The organism is Pseudomonas parasichuanensis (assembly GCF_021601385.1).
In the GTDB taxonomy this organism is placed as follows: Bacteria; Pseudomonadota; Gammaproteobacteria; order Pseudomonadales; family Pseudomonadaceae; genus Aquipseudomonas; species Aquipseudomonas parasichuanensis.
In genome coordinates this window covers 1-24,567 of sequence record NZ_BQHO01000032.1, presented here as the reverse complement: position 1 = coordinate 24,567, position 24,567 = coordinate 1, and the positions used below count along the sequence as shown (strand labels likewise).

Sequence of the window (24,567 nt, the reverse complement as noted above, 5' to 3'; positions counted from 1 at the left end):
CTTTGCGGCCTCATCGCTGGCAAGCCAGCTCCCACAGGGATCGCGCGTTAACCTGTGGGAGCTGGCTTGCCAGCGATGAGGCCCGGGAAACAACAACCAAGGGCCATCATGTACAAAACCCTCGAAGCCCACATCCGCCAGCAGGTCGCCCCGGCCGCCCTGCGCGCCGAGTTCCGCCAGCACGAATTCGAGGCCATGCGCCGCTTCTGCCTGCTGATCTTCTGCGTCGGCATTTCCATCTGGGTGGTGTTCGACCTGATCGTCAGCTACCTCGGCGACCAGGACCTCACCTGGCGCTCGGCGATCTTCCTGGCCTTGCTCGGCTGCCTCACCGTGGTACTCGGCTTCACCCGCCGCAGCCAGCACTTCGATGTACTCAACCTGCTGTTCGTGGCGGTGATCACCCTGGGGCTGCGCCTGGTCATCGAAGGCGTACCCATCACCGTGCGCCCGGTGTGGCTGGTGCTGACCGTCTCGACCGTGCTGTACACCGTGTCGGTGCTGCCGGTGCGGCGCTGGTCGTTCTTCTTCGCCATGGCCATCGCCTGGGTAGTGCTCAACCCCTTCCACCACACCCGGGTCGAGCCCTTCGAGCTCGAAGGCGCCCTGCTGCTCAGCTACGCGCTGTTCCTCAGCGGCCTGGTGATCTACAGCTACCTGCGTCTGCGCCAGGCCAAGCTGCACAACTTCTACCTGACCAAGGTGCTGCTGGAGCAGGCCTACATCGACGCCCTGACCGAAATCCCCAACCGCCGCTCGTTCATGGCCAAGGCCGAGCGCCAGCTGCAGCTGGCGGCTCCGGGGCAATACCTGGCGATGATCGATATCGACAACTTCAAGCAGGTCAATGACCGCTTCGGCCATGACATTGGTGACGAGGTGCTCAAGCGCGTGGCGGCGCACATCCGCGCCGCCATGACGGGCTACGAGATTGCCCGGCTGGGCGGCGAGGAGTTCGCGATTTTATTCCAGGGGCTGGATGAGCGAGGCGCCGAGCAGCAGGTCGGCGCGTTGTGCCAACGGGTGCGTGAAGATGTGGGCGAGCACGCCGTGACCATCAGCATCGGCCTGGCGCGGGTGGACAGCGGCGATACCCTGAGCCTGGCGTTGATCCGGGCGGACCAGGCGTTGTATGCGGCCAAGCACAGCGGCAAGGATCGGTTTGTGCTGTGGAGCGCGCCATTGGCAGGGCACTGACAACCAGGCTGCGTGGGCTGCACGATTGCTGTAGGAGCGGCCTTGCCGGGGCGCCGGACCGGCCGGAAAGGGCTGCGCGGCAGCCCCGGCCATCGTGCATACGGTGAAGATCGCCGGGGCCGCTTTGCGGCCTTTCGCGGCACAAGGCCGCTCCTACAGGGTCATGGCGCAATCTTCGTGAGGGCCGGCGAGGCAACCCATCACCCCGCCGGCAAGCGAATCCTGAACTGCGCCCCGCCCAACGGCGACTGCGCCACGGTCAAGGTCCCGCCCTGCCCTTCGATAGCCCGCCGGCTGATCGCCAGCCCCAGCCCGAAGCCACCGGTATTGCGATCACGGCTGCGGTCCAGGCGGTAGAACGGCTGGAAGATCCGCTCACGCTCTTCGGCCGGAATGCCGATCCCATCATCCTCGACGGTCAGCAGGCAGGCACCGTCGTCTTCCAGGCGCAGGCGCAGCAGCAGGCTCTCGTCGCAATAGCGCATGGCATTGCGCACCAGGTTCTGCACGGCGCGGGCGGTCAGCCGTGGGTCGAGGACGAAGCGCGGCAGCTCGCCCTCGCTGCGCACCTCCCACTGGATACCACGGCTATCGAGCTCTTCGGCAAAACTGCCAAGCACGCTGTCGACCAGTTCCAGCAGCGACACCTCGACCCGCTCGCGGGCCTGGTTGGCATTCTCCAGGCGGCTGTACGACAACAGCTCCAGCACCAGTTCGTCCAGCTCACGCACGTGGCCGACCAGCTCCAGCAAGCGCTTGCGGCAGGCGGGTGGCACTTCGTCGAACAGCAGCACCAGGCCGAAGTCCAGCCGGGTCAGCGGTGTGCGCAATTCATGGGACACGGCATTGAGCAGCTCGCGCTGCTGGTTGACGTGGCGCTCCAGCTCGCCGGCCATGGTGTCGAACACCCCGGCCAGCTCGCCGATGTTCGAACGCGACGGGATCTGCGTGCGCTCGGCCAGGTCGCCCTGGCCCAGGCGCCTCGCGGTTTCCTTGAGCCGCTCCAGGTCGCGCCAGTGCGGCCATACCCACAGCAACAGGCAACCCAGCATGGCGGCACCGATCAGCACGGTCACACCCCACGACAGTACGTTGATGTCCAGCGGGTCGGGCGGTGAATGCAGGCGCACCAGCCACTGCTTGTCCAGCGGTGCCAGTACCGTTTCGTAATAGCCCCAGTCGGCGATCCGCACCGCGTGCTGACCGTGCTCCAGGCGGGCCCGCTCTTCCTGGTCGAGGTCGGCCTGGTCCATGGTCAGCAACTGTATTTCCAGCGGCGCGAAAGCCTTGGCCAGTTCCTGCTCCACGGCCGGCCACTGCTCGCGCGGCGCCTGCTGGAACTGGCGCACGATCAACGACTGCACGCCCTTGGTCTGGTCCAGGTTGTAGGCCATGAAGCGTCCGTGGAAGGCGCCGACAATCGCATCGGGGATCAGCAGCAAGGCCCCGGCATAGGCGACGATGATCACCAGGTACAGGCGCACCAGGATCTTCAGCATGGTGTATCAGTACTCCCACTCGATGCGGCTGAACAGGTAGCCCTTGCCCCACACGGTCTTGATCTTGCGCGCTTCGCCTGCGCTGTCGTCGAACTTGCGGCGCAGCTTGGAGATGGCCACGTCCACCGAACGGTCGGTGCCGTTGAACTCGATACCGCGCAATTGCTGGAGGATGCGGTCGCGGCTGAGCACCTCGCCGGCGTTGCGCGCCAGCACCACCAGCAGGTTGTATTCGCCGCTGGACAGCTCCACCTCTTCGCCGCGCCAGCTCACCGTGCGCTCGGCCAGGTCGATGTGCAGGCCGCCGATGAGGATCTGCTCGCTGTCCAGCCGTGGCTCGTGGATGCTGCTGCGACGCAGCAGGGTGCGCACGCGGGCCAGCAGCACGCGGGGCTCGCAGGGTTTGGTCACATAGTCGTCGGCGCCCATCTCCAGGCCCAGCACCTGGTCGTGGCTGTCGTCGCGGGCGGTCAGCATGAGGATCGGCAGGCTCTGCGACTCCTGGCGCAGCAGGCGGCACACCTGCAGGCCGTCGAGGCCCGGGAGCATCAGGTCGAGGATCACCAGGTCCGGCTTGTGCTGGCGGAACGCATCCAGCACATGGTCGCCACGGGCGATCACCCGGACATGGAAGTCGTTGCGTTGCAGGTAGCTGGCGATCAGCTCGGACAGCGCGCTGTCGTCTTCGACCAGGAGAAGGTTCGGCATAAAGGGCTTTGACGAATGAGTGAAGGGAGGCAGGATATCGAATCCTGCGTCGGGTGCCGCCGCTGCTTCACACTTTTTCACACACAGCCAACAGAGCTTAACAGCGCCCCCGCGAACGCATGCCTTAGCATAGGCTCGATCAACCCTGGAAGATCCGTATGTCCATCTTGAGCACTTCGCGCCTGCGCCCCGTGGCGCTGTTGGCGTTGTTAACCCTTTCGCTTGCCGGTTGCGATGACGCGGCCGAGCAAGCAGAACAGACACCCGTGTCGCAGGTGCGGGTCGAAACCCTGCAGTTGCAGGCGCTGGCCATCAGCAGCGAGCTCAGCGGGCGCATCCTCGCCCCGCGCACCGCCGAGGTCCGCGCGCGGGTAGCCGGGGTGGTGCTCAAGCGTGTGTACCGCGAAGGCAGTGACGTCAAGCAGGGCGATGTGCTGTTCCTGATCGACCCGGCGCCGTTCAAGGCCGACTTCGACAGCGCCCGCGCGACCCTGGCCAAGGCCGAGGCCACGGTTTACCAGGCACGCCTGCAAGAGCAGCGCTACCGCCAGTTGGTCGACGACAAGGCGGTCAGCCGCCAGGAGTACGACAATGCCCGCGCCGCCTTCCTTCAGGCCGATGCCGCGGTGGCCGAAGCCAAGGCTGCCCTCGAGCGCGCCCGCCTGAACCTCGGCTACGCCACCGTCACCGCACCGATCTCCGGGCGCATCGGCCGGGCGCTGGTGACCGAAGGCGCGCTGGTTGGCCAGAACGAGACCACACCACTTGCAACCATCCAGCAGCTGAACCCGATCCACGCCGACGTCACCCAGTCGACCCGCGAGCTCACTGCCCTGCGCCGCGCACTGCGGGCCGGCGAGCTGCAACAGGTCGGCCAGGGCCAGGTCAAGGCCACCTTGCTCCAGGAGGATGGCACCGCTTACCCGCTGCCCGGCAAGTTGCTGTTCTCCGACCTCAGCGTTGACCCGAGCACCAACCAGATCACCCTGCGCAGCGAATTCCCCAACCCCGACCTCGACCTGTTGCCCGGCAGCTACGTGCGCGTGCGCCTGGAACAGGCCGTGCAACCCCAGGGCATCAGCGTGCCGCAACGGGCAATCCTGCGGGACAGCGCCGGTGTACCCAAGGTGCTGGTGGTCGACCACCAGGACCGCATCAGCGAGCGCCAGGTACAGCTGGGCAGTGCCCAGGGCGACCGCTGGATCGTCAACGACGGCCTCAAACCGGGCGAACGTGTCGTGGTCGAAGGCCTGCAGCACGTCAAGGCCGGTGACCAGGTGCAGGTCGACGAACAACCGGACGCACTCCCCATCGTCCAGCACAACGGCCAGTGAGGGCCTGATCCATGCCGCAGTTCTTCATTGACCGCCCGGTCTTCGCCTGGGTGGTCGCGCTGTTCATCCTGCTGGTCGGCGGCCTGGCCCTGCCGCAGCTGCCGGTGGCCCAGTACCCCGATGTGGCGCCGCCGCAGGTGGAAATCTACGCCGTATACCCGGGCGCCTCGGCGGCGACCATGGACGAAAGCGTGGTCAGCATCATCGAGCAGGAGCTCAATGGCGCCGACAACCTGCTGTACTTTGCTTCGCAAAGCAGCCTGGGCAGCGCCACCATCACTGCCAGCTTCCAGCCCGGCACCAATCCGGACCTGGCCCAGGTGGACGTGCAGAACCGCCTCAAGGTGATCGAGTCGCGCCTGCCACGCCCGGTCACCCAACAGGGCCTGCAGGTGGAAAAGGTGTCCACCGGCTTCCTGCTGCTGGCCACCCTCACCTCCGAGGATGGCAGCCTCGACGAGATCGCCCTGTCGGATATCCTCGCGCGCAACGTGATGAACGAGATTCGCCGCGTCAAGGGCGTGGGCAAGGCCCAGCTGTATGGCTCGGAACGGGCCATGCGGATCTGGATCGACCCGGCCAAGCTGGTCGGTTTCAGCCTTACGCCCAACGATGTGGCCGAGGCCATTGCCGCACAGAACGCCCAGGTGGCGCCGGGCAGCATCGGCGACCTGCCCACCCGGCCGACCCAGGAAATCACCGCAAACGTGCTGGTCAAGGGCCAGCTGAGCACGCCCGAAGAGTTCGCCGCCATCGTGCTGCGGGCCAATCGCGATGGCTCGACGGTCACCGTCGGCGATGTCGCCCGGGTCGAGATCGGCGCCCAGGAATACCAGTACGGCACCCGCCTCAATGGCAAGGCCACCAGCGCCTTCAGCGTCAAGCTGGCGCCTGGCGCCAACGCCATGGAAACCGCCACCCTGGTCAAGCAGAAGCTCGAAGAGCTGTCGCGCTACTTCCCGGCTGGCGTCAAATACGACATCCCCTACGACACCTCGCCCTTCGTCAAGGTGTCGATCAAGCAGGTGATCAACACCCTGGTCGAAGCCATGGTGCTGGTGTTCGCGGTGATGTTCCTGTTCCTGCAGAACTTCCGTTACACCCTGATCCCGACATTGGTGGTGCCGGTGGCGCTGATGGGCACCTTCGCGGTGATGAACGCGCTGGGCTTCTCGGTCAACGTGCTGACCCTGTTCGGCATGGTGCTGGCCATCGGTATCCTGGTGGACGACGCCATCGTGGTGGTGGAGAACGTCGAGCGGATCATGGCCGAGGAAGGCCTGCCGCCCAGGGAGGCCACGCGCAAGGCCATGGGCCAGATCAGCGGCGCCATCGTCGGCATCACTCTGGTGCTGGTGGCGGTGTTCCTGCCGATGGCCTTCATGAAAGGCTCGGTGGGGGTCATCTACCAGCAGTTCTCGGTGTCGATGGCGGTGTCGATCCTGTTCTCGGCGTTCCTCGCCCTGAGCCTCACCCCGGCGCTGTGCGCCACCCTGCTCAAGCCGATTGCCAAGGGCGAGCACCACGAGCGCAAAGGCTTCTTCGGCTGGTTCAACCGCCGTTTCGACGGCATGAGCAACGGCTACCAGCGCTGGGTCACCCACGCCCTGGCGCGCAGCGGCCGCTACCTGCTGGTGTATGCCGCGCTGGTGGGGGTGCTGGTGTATGGCTTCAGCCAGTTGCCCAGTGCGTTCCTGCCAACGGAAGACCAGGGCTACACCATCACCGATATCCAGCTGCCGCCGGGCGCCAGCCAGGCACGCACCATCGAGGTGGCGCGGCAGATCGAGGCGCACAACGCCGAAGAGCCGGGCGTGGCCAACACCACGCTGATCCTCGGCTTCAGCTTCTCCGGCAGCGGGCAGAATGCGGCGCTGGCCTTCACCACGCTCAAGGACTGGTCCGAGCGCGGCAGCGACGACAGCGCCCAGTCCATCGCCGACCGCGCGACCATGGCCTTCTCCCAGCTCAAGGACGCCATCGCCTACTCGGTGCTGCCGCCGCCGGTCGACGGCCTGGGTGAGTCGAGTGGCTTCGAATTCCGCCTGCAGGACCGTGGCGGCATGGGCTACAGCGAACTGATGCAGGCCCGCGACCAGCTGCTGGAACAGGCGCGCAACAGCAAGCTGCTGGTCAACGTGCGTGAAGCCTCGCTGGCCGAAAGCCCGCAGGTGGCGCTGGAAGTGGACCGCCGCCAGGCCAACGCGCTGGGCGTGTCGTTCGCCGCCATCGGCGAGGTGCTCAACACGGCGGTGGGCTCCAACTACGTCAACGACTTCCCCAACCAGGGCCGCATGCAGCGGGTGGTGGTGCAGGCCGAAGGCGACCAGCGCAGCCAGGTCGAGGACCTGCTCAAGATCCATGTGCGCAACAACAGCGGCAAGATGGTGCCCCTGGGCGCCTTCGTCACCGCCCACTGGCAAAGCGGCCCGGTGCAGCTGACCCGCTATAACGGCTACCCGGCGGTGTCGATCTCCGGCGAGCCGGCGGCTGGCTACAGCTCGGGCGAAGCCATGGCCGAGATCGAGCGCCTGGTCGCGCAGCTACCTGCCGGCGCCGGCCTTGAATGGACCGGTCTGTCGCTGCAGGAGCGGCTGTCCGGCAGCCAGGCACCGCTGCTGATGGCGCTGTCGCTGCTGGTGGTGTTCCTGTGCCTGGCGGCGCTGTACGAAAGCTGGTCGATCCCCACCGCGGTGCTGCTGGTGGTGCCACTGGGCGTGCTCGGCGCGGTGCTGGCGGTGACCTTGCGCGGCCTGCCCAACGACGTGTTCTTCAAGGTCGGCCTGATCACCCTGATCGGCCTGTCGGCCAAGAACGCCATCCTGATCATCGAGTTCGCCAAGGATCTGGTCGACCAGGGCGTCGATGCCACCCAGGCCGCGATCCAGGCCGCGCGCCTGCGCCTGCGGCCGATCGTGATGACCTCGTTGGCATTCATCCTCGGAGTGGTGCCATTGGCCATCGCCAGCGGCGCCAGCTCAGCCAGTCAGCAGGCGATCGGCACCGGGGTGATCGGCGGCATGCTCAGCGCGACATTCGCCATTGTGTTCGTGCCGGTGTTCTTCGTCGTGGTGATGCGCCTGGCCGGGCGTGACCGGGCCAGGGAGGGCGAGCCAGTCACCAGCGAAAGCTGACTGGACAAGCCCCTGGGTTGAATGAGAGGGTTCCCGGCATTGACTGCCCGGAACCCTTTTTCATGCCCGCTGCCCTGCCCCCCTGTTCAATCCTGATACTCGCCGGCGGCCGCGGCCAGCGCATGGGCGGCCGTGACAAGGGCCTGGTGCCATGGCGCGGCGAGCCGCTGGTGGCCCATGTGCAGCGGGTGGTGCGTGGGTTGTCCGATGATGTGGTGATTTCCTGCAACCGTAATCAGGACCTGTATCTGCCTTATGCCGACCAACTGGTTGGTGATGCCGAGGCTGATTTCCCTGGCCCGCTGGCCGGGGTGATTGCGGGGCTGACGGTAGCCAGGCACGACTGGGTGGTCCTGCTGGCATGCGACGCGCCGCAGGTTGACCAGGGGCTGATCGAAAGCCTGCTGAAGCTGGCCGTCGAACACGACAGTGCGGCAATGGTCCGTCAGGGTGGCTATTGGCAGCCAATGTTCAGTGTGCTGCCGCGGCGGATACTGCCGGTGCTGGAGCAGGCCTGGGCGGCGGGTGAGCGGAGTTTGCAGAAGGCGCTGTTGGTGGTGCCCGTCCAAGCGCTGAAATGCGCGGAACATGACCCGCGCCTGGACAATTTCAACAGCCCGGATCTGCTGCAAGGCTGATCGCTCGGCTGATTGTGCCGGCCTCTTCGCGGGTAAACCCGCTCCCACAGGCCACCCACAGGCCTGTGGGAGCGGGTTTACCCGCGAAGAGGCCAGTAATGGCAATGCCTCAGTTGGCCGACAGCTCCCCGATACTGATCTCGCGCATCCGAAACTTCTGCACCTTGCCAGTCACCGTCATCGGAAATTCATCGACGAAACGGAAGTGCCGGGGCACCTTGAAGTGCGCAATCCGCGCCCTCGCCCATTCGCGCAGTTCATCCTCGCCGGCACTGTGCCCTGGGTGAAACCGAATCCAGGCCACAATCTCCTCCCCATACTTGCTGCACGGAATGCCGATCACCTGTACATCAGCCACCGCCGGATGGGTGAAGAAGAACTCCTCCAGCTCGCGCGGGTAGATGTTCTCGCCACCCCGGATGATCATGTCCTTGCTGCGCCCGACGATGCGCACATAGCCCTGCTCGTCCATCACCGCCAGGTCGCCGGTGTGCATCCAGCCCTCGCCATCGATGCTTTCGGCGCTGGCCTTGGGGTTGTTCCAGTAGCCGAGCATCACGCTGTAGCCACGGGTACACAGCTCGCCGATCTCGCCGCGCGGCAGCGTGCTGCCCTCACCGTCGACGATCTTGTTCTCCAGCCGCGGCTGGGTGCGCCCGACGCTGGTCACCCGGCGCTCCAGGTCATCATCGGCGCCGGTTTGCAGCGACACCGGGCTGGTCTCGGTCATGCCGTAGGCAATCTGCACTTCACCCATGTGCATCTCGCCGATCACCCGGCGCATCACCTCGATCGGGCAGGTGGCGCCGGCCATGATCCCGGTGCGCAGGCTGGACAGGTCGAACTCGCCCCGGCGCGGGTGATCCAGCTCGGCGATGAACATGGTCGGCACGCCGTACAGCGCGGTGGCGCGCTCCTCGGCCACGGCCTGCAGGGTCAGCAGCGGGTCGAAGGCGTCATTGGGGTAGATCAGCGTGCTGCCGTGGGTCACGCAGCCGAGGTTGGCCATGACCATGCCGAAGCAGTGGTACAGCGGCACCGGCACCACCAGGCGGTCGTGCTCGGTGAGGCCGAGGCTTTCGCCGACCATGTAGCCGTTGTTGAGGATGTTGTGGTGGCTGAGGGTGGCGCCCTTGGGGAAACCGGTGGTGCCGGAGGTGTACTGGATGTTGATGGGGTCGTCCGGCTGCAGGCTGGCCTGGCGGGCGGCCAGCTGCTCGGTGCTGACTTCTCCGGCCCTGGCCTGCAACGCCGGCCAAGCCAGGAAACCTGCCGGCGGCGAGGCGGCAAGGCTGATCACGCCCCGCAGTTCGGGCAAGCGCTCGCAAACCAGTGCGCCGGGGTGGCTGCCGGCCAGCTCAGGCACCAGCCCCAGCAGCATCGCGTGGTAATCGGAGGTCTTGAAGGCATCGGCGCAGATCACCCATCGGCAGCCGGACTGGCCCAGGGCGTAGTCCAGCTCGCTGCTGCGGTAGGCCGGGTTGATGTTGACCAGGATCGCACCGACCTTGGCGCTGGCGAACTGGGTGATGCACCACTCGGCGCAGTTGGGGGCCCAGATGCCCAACCGGTCGCCCGCCTGCACGCCAAGGGCCATCAGGGCCCGGGCGTGCTGGTCGATCGCTTCGGCCAGTTGCCGCCAGGTGTAGCGCAACTGCTGATGGCGGACGACCAACGCCTCGCGGTCGGGGAAGCGGGCGACGGTGGCGTCGAAGGCGTCGCCGATGCACTGGGTCAGCAGGGGTTTGGCCGGGTCGCCCTGGGAGTAACTTGGCTGGGTCATGGGGTATCTCTTGTTGTTCTTGTGTTGGTTTATCCGGCCCCATCGCCGGCAAGCCGGCTCCCACAGGTACGGTGCAGGCCTCGAGCACGGCGCAATCCTGTGGGAGCCGGCTTGCCGGCGATGGGGCCAACAGCGACTACCTGACGAACACCTGCGGCGTGGTGGTCGACATGTCACCGCCGGGCAGCTTGATGTTCTTCACCTTCTCCAGGGTATTGGGGTCGAACACCGCCAGGTCATTGAAGGTGCCCCCCAGGTACAGCTTGTCGCCCGCCTTGTCGAAGGTCACGCAGTAGTAGGTATGTTCCAGATTCGCCGCCTTGACCAGCTTCTTCTGCTTGATGTCGTAACGCGCCAGACGGTTGAGCACGCCGTACATCTGGTTGCCGTCCTTTGGCGAGCGCAGGCCGGTGAAATACAGCTCGGTCAACTCGGCAAACTCCTCGGTGTGGGCCTTGCCGGTCTTCAGGTCGATGCTCAGGTAGCCGTACAGCGGCTCGGCGGTGGCCGGGTCCTGCTTGGCATCCTTGAACTTGGCAATGGTGTAGAGCATCGAGAACTCATGCCGCGCGCTCTGGTGCGGCCAGAAGTACAGCACGTCCGGGGCGCTGTAACCGGGGCGGTTCCAGTTGCGCAGCGGCAGGGCGACGCTGTACTTGCCGGTCTTCACGTCCATCTTGTAGATGTCCGGCCCGGCCACGTACAGGCTGCCGTCATCGGCGGCGCGCATCAGGTACACCTGGCGCGGCATCGGGAAGGTGCGCACCGGCTTGGCGTCGAGCCCGTCGCCAGTGCGGAACACCTCCAGGCGCGGCGGCTTGACCACGTAGTGATCGTTCAGGCGCTGGCTAGGGTTGACCGTGGCATAGACTTCCTTGCCGTCGGGGCTGATGGCGAAGGAGTACATGGCCTTGCCCACCTCGCCCGGCACGCTGGACAGGTTGGCGTGGAAGGTGGTCTTGCAGCTGTCCAGGTCGATGCCGTAGATATCGGCAAAGTGGTTGTTGAGCACATAGGCGGTGCGGTTGTCCGGCGCCATCATCGCCGTGCCCGGGCCAAACGAATCGGGCATGCGGCAGGTCTTGTACAGGGTGTCGCTGGCCACCTCGACCACATGCAGGTTGTTCGGGTAGTTGGTGGCGATCAGGTATTCGTGGCCGGCCAGCAGGGCTTTGCCTGCGTCGTCGGCCTGGGCCGCCCAGGCGCAGGCCGTGGCGGCGACGGTAAGCGCGAGTTGCGCGCAGAATCCAGGTTTCATGCGGTTTCCCCTTGTCGTTCTATTTGTCTTTCGGGAATACGGTGCCGAGGTTGCGCCAGTCTTCGGCGGAGTTGGTCGCCTGGGCGTTCCAGTCCTGGTAGGTGCTCATCATGTCCGGCACCTGGGCCGGCCACCAGCAAGGGTCGGAACAGCCATACAGGTCGGCCTCCATCGGCTGGCACAGCGAGCTGACGCCACCAAAGGCGTCCACCTCCCAGCCCGGGTCGGTGGTGGCGGTGCAGCCGGCCACGGCGCTCATCGCCAGCACTTCTTCGACGCGGTCCTCAGCGGCGGCCTGCTCAAGGATGCGCGCCTTGTTGTTCAGCGGTTTGAGGTGCTTCATGTCAGTGCGCCTTCCTGGGGGTGATGTAGCGATCGATGAAGGCCGGGTTGGCGGCCATGATGCGGCTGTAGACTTCGATGCCGAAGTCGACCCAGTCGCGCATCAACTCGCAATAGTGGTAGGTCGGGTGCTGCGGGTCGCCATAGCGGGCGTAGCTTTCGTGGTAGCAGCCGCCGGAGCACAGGTTGCGGATGCGGCAGCTGTCGCAGCCGGTGCCGCTGCGGTCCAGGCGCTGCGACAGGAAGTCGTTGAGCTGCGCCTGCTTGACGCCCTGGTGCACGTTGCCGAAGGTCGGCAGGCTGGAGCCGGTGAAGCGGTGGCACAGGTTCAGCTCGCCCTGGTGGTCCACCGCCAGCATCTTCAGCCCGGCACCGCACGGCAGGGCCTTCTTGTGGCCTTCGTGGATATCGGTGATCAACTGGTGCAGGTTGGAGAAGCCAATGTTGCGGTGCTCCAGTGCCGCTTCCAGGTAGCGCCGGCCGAGGGCCTTCATGTTGGCGAACACCTGCACCAGTTCTTCGCCGGTGAGGTTGAAGTCGGCCATGTCGCCAGAGGTCACCGGGGCGAAGCCCACCTCGGCAAAGCCCATCTCGTTGAACAGGTGGTTCCAGATGGTCTCGACATCGGTGATGCCGCGGGTAAGGGTCACACGGGCCCCCACCGGCCGGCTGTCGTAGCGCGACAGCAGCATGTCGGCCTTGCGCCGTACCACGTCGTAGGTGCCCTGCCCGCCCACGGTGATGCGGTTGCGATCGTGTACGGTCTTGGGCCCGTCGATGCTGATGGACAGCCCGAAACGGTGGGCGTTGAGCCAGTCGACGATCTCTTCGGTGAGCAGCGTGGCGTTGGTGGTCATGATGAACTCCACCTGCTTGCCCGCCTCGGCGAAGCGCCGCTCGCAGTAGGCCACCATGTGCTCGATCAGCGGCCGGTTGGACAACGGCTCGCCGCCGAAGAACACCACGCTGTAGCGGGTCTCGTCGGGCGATTCCTTGAGCAGCATCTCCACCGACGCCTCGGCGGTGGCGGCGCTCATCTTCTTGCCGGCCGAAGGTTTGTCGAGGTCTTCCTTGTAGCAGTAGGTGCAGCTGAGGTTGCAACCGGTGTTGACGTTGAGCACCACGGTGTTGAGCGCCGTGCGCTCGACCTGCTTGAGGGCGATCTCCGGGGTCAGCGGCGAGCCGTCGCTGACCACTTCCAGGGCGATCAGCTCGCGCAGGGTTTCCTGGATGTCCTGCCCGTCGAACTGCTGGCCGAGCTGCTGCATCAGCTCCTCGGCGGAGCAGCCCTGGCGGCGCAGGGTGTCGATGATGCCGCCGGTCACCGCATCGGTGGCGAACAGCGAACTGCTGGGGATATGGAACAGCATGCGGTCGGCATCCACCTGCACTTCGTGCAGGTTGCGTTCGACCAGGTTCAGTAGTGCGCCCATGGCGACCTCCCGATAATCGATTCGTCAGGTGTTTACGCGCTCATCCCCTGCCCTCAAGGCAGCGGCGGGTTGTTCCAGCGCTGCACGGTGACGATCATGTGGCCCTCGCCGGTTTGTCCGCCGTCCGCCAGGGTGGCGATCACCTTCAGGTTGCCGGCGTTGTTGGTCATCATCTTGCGTTCAGGGTTGGGCCCTGCGCCGCCCGGTATGAACACACCGTCGGCCTGCATCTGCCCGGCGAACTTGACGTCTTCGTCCTCGACCGCCCGCTCGTTGAACGGCTCGACTTTCCAGGTGGCCGGCAGGTAGCCGATGCGCAGCGGCTGGCCGCTGGCGTCCTTGCCCCAGGCCTCGGCCTCGAAACGGCCCTGGACCTTGGGCACCGAGGCACCGTTTTCGCCAATGCGGGCGATGGAGAACGCCGGTACCACCTTGACCTCGTCGACCTTGTCGTACACCGCAAGTGTCACGCCCTTGAGCGTCCCCACCGCGACTTCGCGCTGGCCGGTGGCGGCATCCTTGGCGGCACGTGCCTTGACGCGAACCAGCGTCGGCGTCGACTCCAGCACTTCGGTCACCTCCACCCCCGCCCCCAGGTCCGGCTTGCCGGAGAGGTCGCTGCCCACCAGGGTGATCTCGCTGTCGCTACCGGCCTTGATAAAGGCCGGCTGCACTGCCAGCAAACGGCCCTGGCCAGCCTTGGAGGCGTTGAAGTCCAGGCCGCGTTCATCATGCTCGGCCTCGAACATGCGGCCTTTCATCTGCCCGTCGATGGCGGCGAACACCTGGCGCAGGTTGGCCTCGCCGACCTTGACGTTGCCGCGCCACTCATAGCCGTTGTAGAGGATCGCCGAACCGCTGCCGTTGAACGGCGTGCCGTCGGCGTACGCGCCCTTGACCTCGACCTTGAAGGTATCGCCCTCGCCTGGGCTGACGCTCATTACCCCGCGCACGTCGCCCTTGGCGAGCATATGCCCGCTGAACGCCCACTGCCCCGCCAGGGCTTCGGCCTTGGGCCGGGCCTTCAGCCATTCGGCCCAGGCCGGGTTGTCGAGGGGGAAGCGCTTGGCCAGGTCCGGCACCATCTGCTTGAGGGCGATGTCCAGCCAGTCGCGGTCGCGGGCCTGGGCCTGGTATTCGAGGGACGGCCATTGGCTAAGGTGGAAGTTGACCAGGTGCTCCCATTCCTGGGCCGGGCGCCGCTGCAGGGCGACCCGGGCGCCGGAGTGGCAACGCCCGCACATCTGGCTGAGTTGATCGTCGAAGTGCTCGACGGTATTGAGACGGCGCTCCATCGCGTAGCGCACGCCATCGGTCTCGCTGGGTGCCAGGCCCTGCTTGTCGGCCAGGTACTTGACCAGGGTGCGGCGGTCGTCGTCGCTGATCTGCAAACCGTGCATCACCTGCATGCGGGCGATGCTCATCAACCAGCCCTCGGGGGTCTTGCGCTGGTGGCTGATGCGGCTGTAGCTGTCGTTGCCCTCGGGGATATGGCACCCCATGCACTTGTTCTGCAACAGGCTCGGGCCCTGCTCGGCCGCCATGGCCTGGACGGACAGCAGTGCGGTGGCGACCAGCGCCAGTGTGCCCGCCTGCCGCCGGAGTCGAGTCTTCTTCAAGGTCAGACCTCCACGGTGTTGTTCTTATCGTTATTGCACGCTTGGGTACTGCGGTGTGCATGTGACAGTTGCGATACAGGAAGTGTGCCAGTTGCAGCAAAAATGTTATGGATCAAAGGTTTGAGCGTAGCGTAAGGATAAATAACCTGCACAAGGGCTGTAGTCGACCGTGCCATTTCGCGACTGGCTGTTTCACCTTGAGACACTGGGCCTGCTGCGCAGGCCATCGCTGGCAAGCCAGCTCCCACAGGGATCGAGCCACCTTCAAGGCCAACGCCGTACCTGTGGGAGCCGGCTTGCCGGCGATTGGGCCGCGCAGCGGCCCGTGTCACATCCGTCTCATTCAGTCTCAATGTGCAACAGCCCAAGCCCTCCAACGTGCATGCCATGTAACAGGAAGATCAGGCATATCAAGGGTTGTACATGCGTTAACCAGCTTGGCACGCCCATTGCCCCTGCCCTGGTCACAACCAATGACAAGAGGCACCGCCCCATGCATTCCGAACTGCCCATCCTCCCCGCCACCCGCGACTTCCTCGCACGCAAGCTCAGGATGCGCATCGGCGCCGACTGGCAGGACGCCGCCAGCGGCCGCACCTTGAGCTTTCGCAACCCGGCCACCGGCGAAGTCCTTGGCGAGGTGCCCGCGGCGGACCCTGCGGATGTCGACCGCGCGGTGCGCGCCGCGCGCCAGGCCTTCGACGATTCGGCCTGGAGCCGCACCCGCCCGCGTGAACGGCAGAACCTGCTGTGGCGCCTGGCCGACCTGATGCAGCGCGATGCCCAGCAACTGGCCGAACTGGAATGCCTGAACAACGGCAAGAGCGCCGCCGTGGCGCAGGTGATGGACGTGCAACTGGCCATCGATTTTCTGCGCTACATGGCCGGCTGGGCCACCAAGGTCGAAGGCAGCACGGTCGAGCCTTCGCTGCCGTTGATGCCCAACGACCAGTTCCATGGCTTCGTGCGCCGTGAAGCCGTTGGCGTGGTCGGTGCCATCGTCGCCTGGAACTTCCCGCTGCTGCTGGCCTGCTGGAAGCTTGGCCCGGCCCTGGCCACCGGCTGCACGATGGTGCTCAAGCCCGCCGACGAAACCCCGCTGACTGCGCTCAAGCTCGCCGAACTGGTGGACGAAGCCGGCTACCCGGCCGGGGTGTTCAACGTGGTCACCGGCACCGGCCTGAACGCTGGCGCGGCCCTGAGCCGTCACCCCGGTGTAGACAAGTTGACCTTCACCGGCTCCACCGAGGTCGGCAAGCTGATCGGCAAGGCGGCCATGGACAACATGACCCGCGTCACCCTGGAACTGGGCGGCAAGTCGCCGACCATCGTACTGCCCGACGCCAACCTGCAGGAGGCCGCTGCCGGCGCCGCCACGGCGATCTTCTTCAACCAGGGCCAGGTGTGCTGCGCCGGCTCCCGGTTGTACGTGCACCGCAAGCATTTCGACAACGTGGTGGCCGACATCGCCGGCATCGCCAATGGCATGAAGCTCGGCAACGGCCTGGATCCGTCGGTGCAGATGGGCCCGCTGATCTCGGCCAAGCAACAGGACCGGGTCACCGGCTATATCGATCTGGGGCGTGAGCTGGGCGCCACCATCGCCTGCGGCGGCGAAGGCTTCGGCCCGGGCTACTTCGTCAAGCCGACGGTGATCGTCGACGTCGACCAGCGCCACCGCCTGGTGCAGGAGGAAATCTTCGGCCCGGTGCTGGTGGCCATGCCGTTCGACGACCTCGACGAGGTGGTACGCATGGCCAACGACAACCCCTACGGGCTGGGCGCGAGCATCTGGTCCAACGATTTGGCTGCGGTGCATCGGATGATCCCGCGGATCAAGTCCGGCTCGGTGTGGGTCAACTGCCACAGCGCCCTGGACCCGGCGCTGCCGTTCGGTGGCTACAAGCTGTCGGGCGTCGGCCGCGAAATGGGCGCGGCGGCGATCGAGCACTACACCGAGCTCAAGTCGGTGCTGATCAAGCTCTGATTCTCCTGCTACGGCCTCTTCGCGGGTAAACCCGCTCCCACAGGGACAGCGCAGCCTGTCAGCGAGCAATGAACCTGTGGGAGCGGGTTTACCCGCGAAGAGGCCGCTACAGGCAATCCCAAAAACCACAATAAAAACATGGAGCACACCATGAAGCACACGCTCGCCTGCAGTTTGGCCCTCTTGCTGGCCGTACCGCTCGCTCAAGCCCACAACCTCTACAACGAGGGCGGCACCACCCTTGACGCCAACCTAGAAGCCCTGTTCGGTATCTTCCACAGCGACGAAAGCTTCAACCAGTTCGGCAACCGCCAGCCCGGCAGCAGCAACTGGCGCGAGGGCTACGTCAAGTACGGCCTCAGCGCCAGCCAGGCCATCGCCGACAGCGGCGCGCTCTACGGCGCCTTCAGCCTGCTCAGCTCCGCCACCTGGGGCGATGGCGATGCCGCCGGTTTCACCCTGGGCGACGAACGCCGCACCGCCGTCGAAGACCTCTACCTGGGCTGGCGCTCCGGCACCCTGTTCCCGGCCCTGGGCGAAGACGGCATCGACATTTCCGGCGGCCGCCAGCTGGTCACCCTGGGCGATGGCTTCCTGATCCAGGGCGACCCGGTCAACGCCGGCAACGTCGACCTGGGCGCCAACTTTGACCGTGGCGGCGCCTACTACCTGGCCGCGCGCAAGGCCTTCGACCGCACCGCCGTGCTGCGCCTGGGCGGCAAGCAAGGGTGGCGCGGCGACCTGATGTGGCTCAAGTCCGACAACCATTTCCAGGCCGACAGCTCGATGGCCGTGGCCAACCTGGAGCATGTGGCCGACGCCGGCACCGTCGGCCTGAGCTGGATCCACGGCCTGGACGTGGACCGGCGCTACGCCGAGATCCTCGGCCTCGAGCACCGCGACGGCATGGACACGGTGAGCCTGCGTGGGCGCGGCAACCTGGGGGTGAAGGACCTGGAGCTGGCGGGCGAATACGTCACCCAGGACCGCAGCGGCGGACGCGAGAACGCCTGGTACCTGGAAGGCAACTGGACCTTCTCGGCCCTGCCCTGGTCACCCACCGCCACCTACCGCTACAGCCGCTTCTCGGAGCGCTTCGACCCGCTGTTCTATGGCCTGAGCCGCGGTTACGGCACCTGGTTCCAGGGCGAGGTGGCGGCCAACTATGCCGGGCCGTTCAACAGCAACAGCCAGGTCCACCATGTGGCGCTCAAGGCCACGCCGCGTGAGGGGCTGACCGTGGGGGCGCTGTATTTCGACTTTGACCCGCTGAGCACCGACAGGGGCAACCTTGGTGGACGCGAGCTGGACCTGTACCTGGAATGGATGGTCAACGAGCACTGGCTGATCAGCCCGCTGGTGGGGTTCTACAAACCTGAGCGCAATGCCGACAACGGCGGCGTGCAACTGGGTAGCCGGGATACCGGGACCTATCTGCAACTGGTGGTCGGGACCTTCTTCTGATTCTCGACCTTTCGCGGCACAAGGCCGCTCCTACAGGTGTTCGCGGTCTCCTGTAGGAGCGGCCTTGCGCCGCGAAAAAGGCCGCAAAGCGGCCTCACGATTTCAAAGACACCCCTGTTCCAGCAACCACCGCCGCACCATCACCTGCTGCTGCGCAGACCGCCCCCGCAACAACGCCTGCAACGACAGCCCCGCCTGCACCCCGCGTACCACAGGCGCCAACTCAACCCCTTGCAGGTGCCACACCCCCAACGGCTGGTCTGGCGTGACCACCACCTCGGCCTCCTCCACGAAGCCATCGCGCAACACCGGCCGACGCGCCACCGTTACCGCGCCCCAGGCAGCCTGGGCATGGATCGGTTGCGCATCCGGCCATTCGCGGCGCGCAGCCCAGAACGCGCCCGTCGCCCGTGCCTGCTCCTGGGCGTAGAAATCCCGGCCAATGCGGGCAAAGCGCAGGAACAGCTGCTCGATACGTTCCTGATGAAAGCGTTGCGCCAGAGCGGCGCTCTCTGGCCGCTGCAACAAGGTGTTGATCACCACCGGCGCCTGCAACGCCGATGACAACGACTGGAAAATCCCGCTGCCCGACAGCGGGTCGACCGCCATCGCCGCATCCCCCACCCGCAGCCAATCATCGCCTGCACAGGCGCCGGCCAGGATCGCCGTGCTGCTGCGGGCATGCACCTGCGCGGGGGTGAAGGCCTGTTCATCGAACAGTGCCTGTACCTGCGCCGAAGCACGCCGGCGTTCGGCGCAATACGCCGCCAGCTGCGCCTTGCCCGGCAGGCTGGCCGTGCCGGCATCCAGCGTGACTTGCCAGTAGCAGCGGCCATCGGCCAGCCGTGCCATCCACGCCCAGCCATCGTCCAGACTCTCCACTGCCGAGGCCGCAGGCCCCGGTGAGCCCTGCCAGAGATTGAGCAGGCTGACCGTCTCGGGCCCGCGTAAACGCCCTTCGGCCAGCGGTGCCTGGCGGCCACGGGCCTCGACCAGAAAGTCGCCGTGCAGCACCTGGCCTTCCTCCAGCCGCACCCGATGGCCTCCTTCGCGCAGCACCTCACGCACCCGGCCTTCGATCAGCTCGACCCCCGCCCGGCGCAAGTCATCGCGCAGCGCCCGGTCGAAGTGCTGGCGGTCGAGCAAACACTCCTGGTTCAAACGCAACTGTTCGCCGTTCCAGTACACCTGCCGCTCGGCGGGCGTGGTGGCTTGCGCAAGTGCAGCGCCCAGCCCGGCATGCTGAAGCCCGTCGAGCACGCGCTGGGAAACCCCTTCGATGGCCGCGAAGCGGCGCCAGTCGCTGACCACGGTCACGGCGTAACCCAGGCGTCGCAGCCCCAGGGCCGTGGCGGCGCCAGCAGGGCCCGCCCCCAGCACAACGATGCGTGCGTCAGCCATCAACCTGCCCCTTGCGCTCCGGGCCGGTGAACGCCGCGTGGTGCTTAAGCCAGTGGATCAAGGCCATGTGTTCCAGCCCGGGCCGGTTGCGCAACACCGCAGCAACGCGGCCACTGAACGCGCCACAGGCAAGGCTGGCACCCGCGCCACCGGTGGTGCCGACATGCGCGCCGAAATCGGCCTGGGCGGTGCCCAGCCACGACCATTCACCCGGCGCGCAGCGGGCATCACCCGTGACCCGGATCACCCCTGGGTAGCTCGCCGGGTACACCGCTTCGCCCCGCGCGGGGCTTGAGGCACACAACAGCACCCCGGCGGCCTGGGCTTCGGCGCAGGCCTGGCGCAGCACCGGGCGGTCCTGGTGCAGGCCCAGGCTCAGGTTGATCACCGTGGCGCCCTCTTCCACCAGCCACAGCAGCGCAGCAGCCACTTGCAGGGCGCTGGTGCTCCACTGGCGGTCGAACACCTGGGCCAACAGCAGTGGCATGGCACCGGCCTCAGCGTGAATACGGTCGAGCACGGCGCTGCCATGGCCAAGGGCATCGGGCAGCGCTGCGCCTTCCTGCAGCACGCCGTCGGCCAGCCAGAAGCGCCGGGCATCGAGCAGCATGGCCGCCTGCCCGGGCGAGCAGCCGCTGTCGATCAGCCCCACGCGCAGTTCACTGGTCATGCCCGGCAGCCTCCTTGGTACGCAGCAGGCCGTCGCTCAAGTGCAGGTGCACATCGGCATCAGCCAGGGTCGAGGCACGGTGGCTGATCAGAATGCGCGTGCGCCCGGCAAACAGCTGGTCGATGGCGGCGATCACTTCGCGTTCGGTGGCTTCGTCCACTGCCGAGGTGGCCTCGTCGAGCACCAGTATCGCCGGTTGCTGCAGCAGCGCCCGGGCGATGGCGATGCGTTGCTTCTGGCCACCGGACAGCTGCTGGCCACGTTCGCCGAGCAACCCGTCCAGGCCCAGCGGCAGGCTGTCGACCAGGGTGTCCAGGCGGGTCAGGCGCACCACTGCTTCGAGCTGTTCACGGGTCGCTTCGGGGGTGCTGTAGGCGAGGTTCTGCGCCAGGGTGCCCCGGAACAGCACGATGTCCTGGCTGACCACCGCGATACGCCGGCGCAAGGCCTGCAAATCGAGTTGGCGCAGGTCGATGCCATCGAGCAGGATGCGCCCGGCATCGGGGTCGTAGAACCGCTGCAGCAGGTCGATCAGGGTCGATTTGCCGACGCCCGAGGCGCCACTGATGGCAACCTTGAGCCCGCCAGGCAGGCGGGCATCGACGCCGCGCAACACCCCGCCCTGACGCTCATCGTGGGCAAAGTGCACCGCCTCCAGGCGCAATTCACCGGGCCCGTCGGCAATGGGCAGCGGCATTTCGGCTGGCTGAACGGCGACAGGCTCGCGCTTGAGCTCCATCACCCGCCCCAGGCTCACGGCCATGCGCTGCACCGCCACATACAGCCCCAGCAGGCTCTGCACTGGCCCCACTGCCATGCCCAGGTACGTGGAAAATGCGATCAGCGCGCCGAGCTGCCAGGTGCCCTGGATCACCCACCAGCCGCCGACCAGGAAGGCGCAGGCGCGGCACCACGAGGTCAGGGTGCCGGGCACCGCCTGGGTGAAGAACTCGGTGAGCTGCACCTTCAGCAACTGGCTCATGTAGCCCTGCCCCAGGCCCTCCAGGCGCTCGGCCTCGCGGCGCTGCTGGCCGGCGGCCTGGATGAACTTCATCGCCGGCAGGGTTTCGACCAGGAACGACGACACGTCCGCCGAGCGTTCGCGCAGGCTGCACACCTCGCGCTCGACCTTGCGCCGCATCCAGCGCAGCCACAGCACTTCCAGCGGGATCAGCAGCGCCAGCAGCAACGACAGTTGCCACGACAGCAGCAACATCAGGGCCAACGCGCCGACCAGGCCGATCACCGCCGATACCGCCGAGAACAGCGAGTCCACGGCAAAGCGCTGGATCTCGGCGACGTCACCGTCCAGCCGCGAGAGGATATCGCCAGTGCGCCGCCGCCCGTAGAAGGTCGGCGACAGTTGCTGCAGGTGCCGGTATAAATCATCGCGCAGGGCGAACAGGATGCGCCCGGACAGCCGCGTGTGCAGGTAGCGGTTGACCCCGGCCAGTACGGTGCCGAGCAGGCCGGCGCCAATCATGATCGCGGCCATGTGCCAGAGGGTCTGGTAGTCCTTGGCCAGCAGGCCCTCGTCGATCAGGGTCTTGACCAGCCAGGGTTGCGCCAGGGCCAGCAACGAGGCGCCCAGCGACAGCCCCAGCAAGATGCCGATGGCGCGCCGCTGCGGGCGCACGAAGCCGTACAGCCAGGCCAGGGCCTGGCGCATCAGCACCGGGTCGCTCGATTCGATCAGGCGCGAGAACAGTCCGCCCATGGTTCAGCCGCGCAACTGTTTGAGTTTGCGGTACAGGGTGGCGCGGCTGATGCCCAGCGCCTCGGCCGCCGCCGAGACATTGCCCTGGTGGCGCGCCAGGGCGCCGCGGATCAGCTCCAGTTCGTTGTCGCGCAGGCTGCCGGAGGGCGCCGTGCCGCTGGCCAGTTCGTCCAGCAGGCAGTCGGTGAGGTGGTCCAGGGTCAGCACCAGCTCGCCGTCCTCGCGCATGGCCAGGGCGGTGCGCAGCACCATCTCCAGCTGGCGGATGTTGCCCGGCCAGTCGAAGCCTTCGAGCAGGCCGGCCAGCGCCGGGTCCAGGCTCACGCCACGGGCGCCGAACTTGCCCAGCAGCGTTTCGATGATGCTGGCCAGGTCGTCGCGCTCGCGCAGGGCCGGTAGGCGCAGCGACACGCCATTGACCCGGTAGTACAGGTCTTCGCGAAAGTGCTGCTCGCTGACCAGGCGCTTGAGGTCGCGGTGGGTGGCGCAGATCAGCGCCACGTCGATCTCCTGCTCGTCGCCCGCCCCCAGCGGCGCCACCCGGCGCTCCTGCAGCACGCGCAGCAGGCGGGCCTGCAGGGCCAGCGGCATGTCGCCGATCTCGTCGAGGAACAGCGTGCCGCCGTGGGCCTGCATCAGGCGGCCGACCATGCCACCACGGCGCGAGCCGGTGAAGGCGCCTTCGCGGTAGCCGAACAGCTCCGACTCGATCAGGCCTTCGGGGATCGCCGCGCAGTTGACGGCAATGAAGGGTTTATCGCCACGCGGGCTGGCCTGGTGCAGCGCCCGGGCGATGACTTCCTTGCCGGTGCCGGTTTCACCCAGCAACAGCACCGGCAAGCCATTGGCCAGGCCCTGGCGGGCCATGCGCAGGCCACGGGCCAGGCGCGCATCGCCGCCGGCCAGCGCTTCCAGGGCCTGGGCCCTGGCCGGCTCGGCGGGCCTGGCGTTCGCCGTGGCGCCGTTGAGCTTGGCGTGGCGCGGTAGCTGCACAGCGCGGAAGAAGAAATCGCCCTTGGCTGTCTGCACGCTGCTGACGCCGCCTTGCCACAGCCGGGAGATGAAGGCAGGCGAACGCTCGCCGAGCAAGTCGCTGCAACGCCTGCCGAGCAGGCTCTGTCGGCTCAGTTGCAGCAACTGGCAGGCGTTGTCGTTGGCGGCCAGCACTTCGCCATCCAGGCTCAGCGCCAGCAGCCCCTGCCAGGCGCTGGCCAGGTATTGCGGGCGGCTGTGGAAAGCCAGCACCAGGTGTTCGGGGTGGCACAGCCCGAACAAGCGGCTTTCGATGTTGCCGGCGGCGAGCATCAGCGCGGTGAGGCTGTCCTGGGGCTGGGCCATGACCCCTTCACGGGTCACGTCGAGCACGCCGATCACTTCACCATTCGGCGCACGCAGCGGTACCGAGGTGCAGGAAAACGGGCTGAGGCGGTCGAGGTAATGCTCACCGCAGTTGATCAGGGTGGGCTGGCCTTCGACCACGGCCGTGCCGATGGCGTTGGTGCCGCGCAGCGCCTCGCTCCAGCAACTGCCGGGGTGCAGGTCGCGCAGGCCCTCGCGTTCCAACGCGTGCTTTTGCCCTTCGATGGCCAGCACGTTGGCCTGGGCGTCGCCGAGGATGACGATGCCGTTCTGGCCCTGACGACGCACCAGGTAATCCAGCTCGGGGGTGACCGCGTCGATCAGCAGCCGGTTGTGTTCAAGCAGCGCGCGCAGGTCGAGGCCGTGGCGGATGCCCAGGCCTACCTGTTCGCCCTGCAGGCAGTCCAGGCCGTGGCTCAGGCTGCGCCGCCAGGAGGCGTCGATCTCGTCGCGCAGCATCCCCGAGGGCAGCTCGCCCTCGTTGGCCAGTATCAGGCGGACCTGGCGGGATTGCTGCAGGGGGTCATGGGCGTTTGTTGTGAGTGTTTGTCGCGCCATTGCGTGCTCCAGCTGTGCCCCGGCAAAACGGGGCATCGGGCATCGGAATTTTCGGCAGTGTGCGTCAGAATTCTTCGGCCGTCATCAGGGGGGCAGGCAAAAAAGGCTGTATGGCGAGAGGTTTGCGGCGCTCTCAAGATCGAGCGCCGCCCGCGCGGCGCATCGCTGGCAAGCCAGCTCCCACATCTGTTTCGGGCCAGTCACTCCTGCAAGTTCTTCACTGTCCGCCTTGTTGGTCCGACTCGATTTCGAGGTGCGCGCTGATGGCGCTGCACCAGACCCAAGACATGCACCAAGGCGGGTAGCGGTACCTTCACAGGAGTAATTGGCCCGAAACAGATAATGAAATGGCTACCCCCGCCCCGCTCTGTGTCAGCCCTCTAAGCTTTCACAGGGTGCCTATCGGAGTGTAACGCCATGAACACTGTCGCCATCGTCGCCATCGATCTGGGAAAGCTGAGCTTTC

The 24,567-nt window shown here is 66.5% G+C and carries 17 protein-coding genes; 6 read left to right on the top strand and 11 right to left on the bottom strand.

Going from position 1 to position 24,567, the window contains the following annotated elements:
* The first annotated feature begins 108 nt into the window (after positions 1 to 108).
* Positions 109 to 1,197, top strand: a complete 1,089-nt coding sequence (locus L6D77_RS21725; protein ID WP_232884744.1) for a GGDEF domain-containing protein — start codon at positions 109 to 111, stop codon at positions 1,195 to 1,197.
* 200 nt (positions 1,198 to 1,397) lie between these two features.
* On the opposite strand, the gene L6D77_RS21720 is transcribed toward L6D77_RS21725, so the two are convergent.
* Both L6D77_RS21720 and L6D77_RS21715 read right to left on the bottom strand, forming a co-directional pair.
* Entirely contained in the window at positions 1,398 to 2,696 is a 1,299-nt protein-coding gene (locus tag L6D77_RS21720) for an ATP-binding protein (RefSeq protein WP_236170147.1), read from the bottom strand.
* Positions 2,697 to 2,702: 6 nt separating this feature from the next.
* Positions 2,703 to 3,404 (bottom strand): response regulator, encoded by a 702-nt coding sequence (locus L6D77_RS21715; protein WP_232884746.1) that lies wholly within the window; start codon positions 3,402 to 3,404, stop codon positions 2,703 to 2,705.
* A gap of 158 nt (positions 3,405 to 3,562) precedes the next feature.
* On the opposite strand from L6D77_RS21715, the gene L6D77_RS21710 reads away from it, so the two are divergent.
* The 3 genes from L6D77_RS21710 to mobA all read left to right on the top strand — a co-directional run bounded on the left by L6D77_RS21710 (position 3,563) and on the right by mobA (position 8,510).
* A complete protein-coding gene (locus L6D77_RS21710) occupies positions 3,563 to 4,738 on the top strand; it encodes an efflux RND transporter periplasmic adaptor subunit (RefSeq protein WP_232884747.1) in 1,176 nt (391 codons plus the stop codon).
* Between the two features lie 11 nt (positions 4,739 to 4,749).
* Entirely contained in the window at positions 4,750 to 7,872 is a 3,123-nt protein-coding gene (locus L6D77_RS21705) for an efflux RND transporter permease subunit (RefSeq protein ID WP_236170146.1), read from the top strand.
* Positions 7,873 to 7,934: 62 nt separating this feature from the next.
* Positions 7,935 to 8,510 (top strand): molybdenum cofactor guanylyltransferase MobA, encoded by a 576-nt coding sequence (mobA, locus tag L6D77_RS21700; RefSeq protein WP_232884749.1) that lies wholly within the window; start codon positions 7,935 to 7,937, stop codon positions 8,508 to 8,510.
* 109 nt (positions 8,511 to 8,619) lie between these two features.
* Here mobA and L6D77_RS21695 read toward each other — a convergent pair whose 3' ends face one another.
* The 5 genes from L6D77_RS21695 to peaA all read right to left on the bottom strand — a co-directional run bounded on the left by L6D77_RS21695 (position 8,620) and on the right by peaA (position 14,945).
* On the bottom strand, positions 8,620 to 10,293 hold the full coding sequence (locus L6D77_RS21695; protein WP_232884750.1) for a fatty acid CoA ligase family protein: 1,674 nt from the start codon (positions 10,291 to 10,293) through the stop codon (positions 8,620 to 8,622).
* 136 nt (positions 10,294 to 10,429) lie between these two features.
* Positions 10,430 to 11,551, bottom strand: coding sequence for a quinohemoprotein amine dehydrogenase subunit beta (gene peaD / locus L6D77_RS21690; RefSeq protein ID WP_232884751.1), 1,122 nt, complete (start codon positions 11,549 to 11,551; stop codon positions 10,430 to 10,432).
* Positions 11,552 to 11,570: 19 nt separating this feature from the next.
* A complete protein-coding gene (gene qhpC / locus L6D77_RS21685) occupies positions 11,571 to 11,894 on the bottom strand; it encodes a quinohemoprotein amine dehydrogenase subunit gamma (protein ID WP_046855356.1) in 324 nt (107 codons plus the stop codon).
* A gap of 1 nt (position 11,895) precedes the next feature.
* Complete coding sequence (gene peaB, locus L6D77_RS21680) at positions 11,896 to 13,326, bottom strand: quinohemoprotein amine dehydrogenase maturation protein (RefSeq protein ID WP_232884752.1); 1,431 nt, start codon at positions 13,324 to 13,326, stop codon at positions 11,896 to 11,898.
* A gap of 53 nt (positions 13,327 to 13,379) precedes the next feature.
* Positions 13,380 to 14,945: a quinohemoprotein amine dehydrogenase subunit alpha gene (peaA, locus tag L6D77_RS21675; RefSeq protein ID WP_232884753.1), complete on the bottom strand. Its 1,566-nt coding sequence runs from the start codon at positions 14,943 to 14,945 to the stop codon at positions 13,380 to 13,382.
* Positions 14,946 to 15,438: 493 nt separating this feature from the next.
* Between peaA and L6D77_RS21670 the strand changes: the two genes are divergently transcribed.
* A complete protein-coding gene (locus L6D77_RS21670; RefSeq protein ID WP_232884754.1) occupies positions 15,439 to 16,932 on the top strand; it encodes an aldehyde dehydrogenase family protein in 1,494 nt (497 codons plus the stop codon).
* A gap of 150 nt (positions 16,933 to 17,082) precedes the next feature.
* Complete coding sequence (locus tag L6D77_RS21665) at positions 17,083 to 18,396, top strand: alginate export family protein (RefSeq protein WP_232884755.1); 1,314 nt, start codon at positions 17,083 to 17,085, stop codon at positions 18,394 to 18,396.
* Between the two features lie 102 nt (positions 18,397 to 18,498).
* Here L6D77_RS21665 and qhpG read toward each other — a convergent pair whose 3' ends face one another.
* Genes qhpG through L6D77_RS21645 form a run of 4 tightly spaced genes read right to left on the bottom strand, consistent with a single transcriptional unit; the run spans position 18,499 to position 24,101 of the window.
* The gene (gene qhpG, locus L6D77_RS21660; RefSeq protein WP_232884756.1) at positions 18,499 to 19,797 is read right to left on the bottom strand and encodes a flavin-dependent monooxygenase QhpG; all 1,299 of its coding nucleotides are present in this window, start codon (positions 19,795 to 19,797) and stop codon (positions 18,499 to 18,501) included.
* Positions 19,790 to 20,467, bottom strand: coding sequence for a subtilisin-like serine protease QhpE (gene qhpE, locus L6D77_RS21655; RefSeq protein ID WP_232884757.1), 678 nt, complete (start codon positions 20,465 to 20,467; stop codon positions 19,790 to 19,792). Before qhpE ends, qhpG begins: the two co-directional genes overlap by 8 nt.
* The gene (locus L6D77_RS21650) at positions 20,457 to 22,184 is read right to left on the bottom strand and encodes an ABC transporter ATP-binding protein (RefSeq protein ID WP_232884758.1); all 1,728 of its coding nucleotides are present in this window, start codon (positions 22,182 to 22,184) and stop codon (positions 20,457 to 20,459) included. Before L6D77_RS21650 ends, qhpE begins: the two co-directional genes overlap by 11 nt.
* A gap of 3 nt (positions 22,185 to 22,187) precedes the next feature.
* Complete coding sequence (locus L6D77_RS21645) at positions 22,188 to 24,101, bottom strand: sigma-54-dependent Fis family transcriptional regulator (protein ID WP_232884759.1); 1,914 nt, start codon at positions 24,099 to 24,101, stop codon at positions 22,188 to 22,190.
* Positions 24,102 to 24,567 lie beyond the last annotated feature (466 nt).

What these genes read in the sequence shown, in the direction of transcription:
- qhpG (WP_232884756.1), bottom strand. Translation starts at nt 19,797, where the DNA reads ATGGCTGACGCACGCATCGTTGTGCTGGGGGCGGGCCCTGCTGGCGCC.
- peaB (WP_232884752.1), bottom strand. Translation starts at nt 13,326, where the DNA reads ATGGGCGCACTACTGAACCTGGTCGAACGCAACCTGCACGAAGTGCAG.
- L6D77_RS21720 (WP_236170147.1), bottom strand. Translation starts at nt 2,696, where the DNA reads ATGCTGAAGATCCTGGTGCGCCTGTACCTGGTGATCATCGTCGCCTAT.
- L6D77_RS21665 (WP_232884755.1), top strand. Translation starts at nt 17,083, where the DNA reads ATGAAGCACACGCTCGCCTGCAGTTTGGCCCTCTTGCTGGCCGTACCG.
- L6D77_RS21710 (WP_232884747.1), top strand. Translation starts at nt 3,563, where the DNA reads ATGTCCATCTTGAGCACTTCGCGCCTGCGCCCCGTGGCGCTGTTGGCG.
- L6D77_RS21715 (WP_232884746.1), bottom strand. Translation starts at nt 3,404, where the DNA reads ATGCCGAACCTTCTCCTGGTCGAAGACGACAGCGCGCTGTCCGAGCTG.
- L6D77_RS21670 (WP_232884754.1), top strand. Translation starts at nt 15,439, where the DNA reads ATGCATTCCGAACTGCCCATCCTCCCCGCCACCCGCGACTTCCTCGCA.
- L6D77_RS21650 (WP_232884758.1), bottom strand. Translation starts at nt 22,184, where the DNA reads ATGGGCGGACTGTTCTCGCGCCTGATCGAATCGAGCGACCCGGTGCTG.
- L6D77_RS21725 (WP_232884744.1), top strand. Translation starts at nt 109, where the DNA reads ATGTACAAAACCCTCGAAGCCCACATCCGCCAGCAGGTCGCCCCGGCC.
- L6D77_RS21645 (WP_232884759.1), bottom strand. Translation starts at nt 24,101, where the DNA reads ATGGCGCGACAAACACTCACAACAAACGCCCATGACCCCCTGCAGCAA.
- qhpE (WP_232884757.1), bottom strand. Translation starts at nt 20,467, where the DNA reads ATGACCAGTGAACTGCGCGTGGGGCTGATCGACAGCGGCTGCTCGCCC.
- mobA (WP_232884749.1), top strand. Translation starts at nt 7,935, where the DNA reads ATGCCCGCTGCCCTGCCCCCCTGTTCAATCCTGATACTCGCCGGCGGC.
- qhpC (WP_046855356.1), bottom strand. Translation starts at nt 11,894, where the DNA reads ATGAAGCACCTCAAACCGCTGAACAACAAGGCGCGCATCCTTGAGCAG.
- L6D77_RS21705 (WP_236170146.1), top strand. Translation starts at nt 4,750, where the DNA reads ATGCCGCAGTTCTTCATTGACCGCCCGGTCTTCGCCTGGGTGGTCGCG.
- L6D77_RS21695 (WP_232884750.1), bottom strand. Translation starts at nt 10,293, where the DNA reads ATGACCCAGCCAAGTTACTCCCAGGGCGACCCGGCCAAACCCCTGCTG.
- peaD (WP_232884751.1), bottom strand. Translation starts at nt 11,551, where the DNA reads ATGAAACCTGGATTCTGCGCGCAACTCGCGCTTACCGTCGCCGCCACG.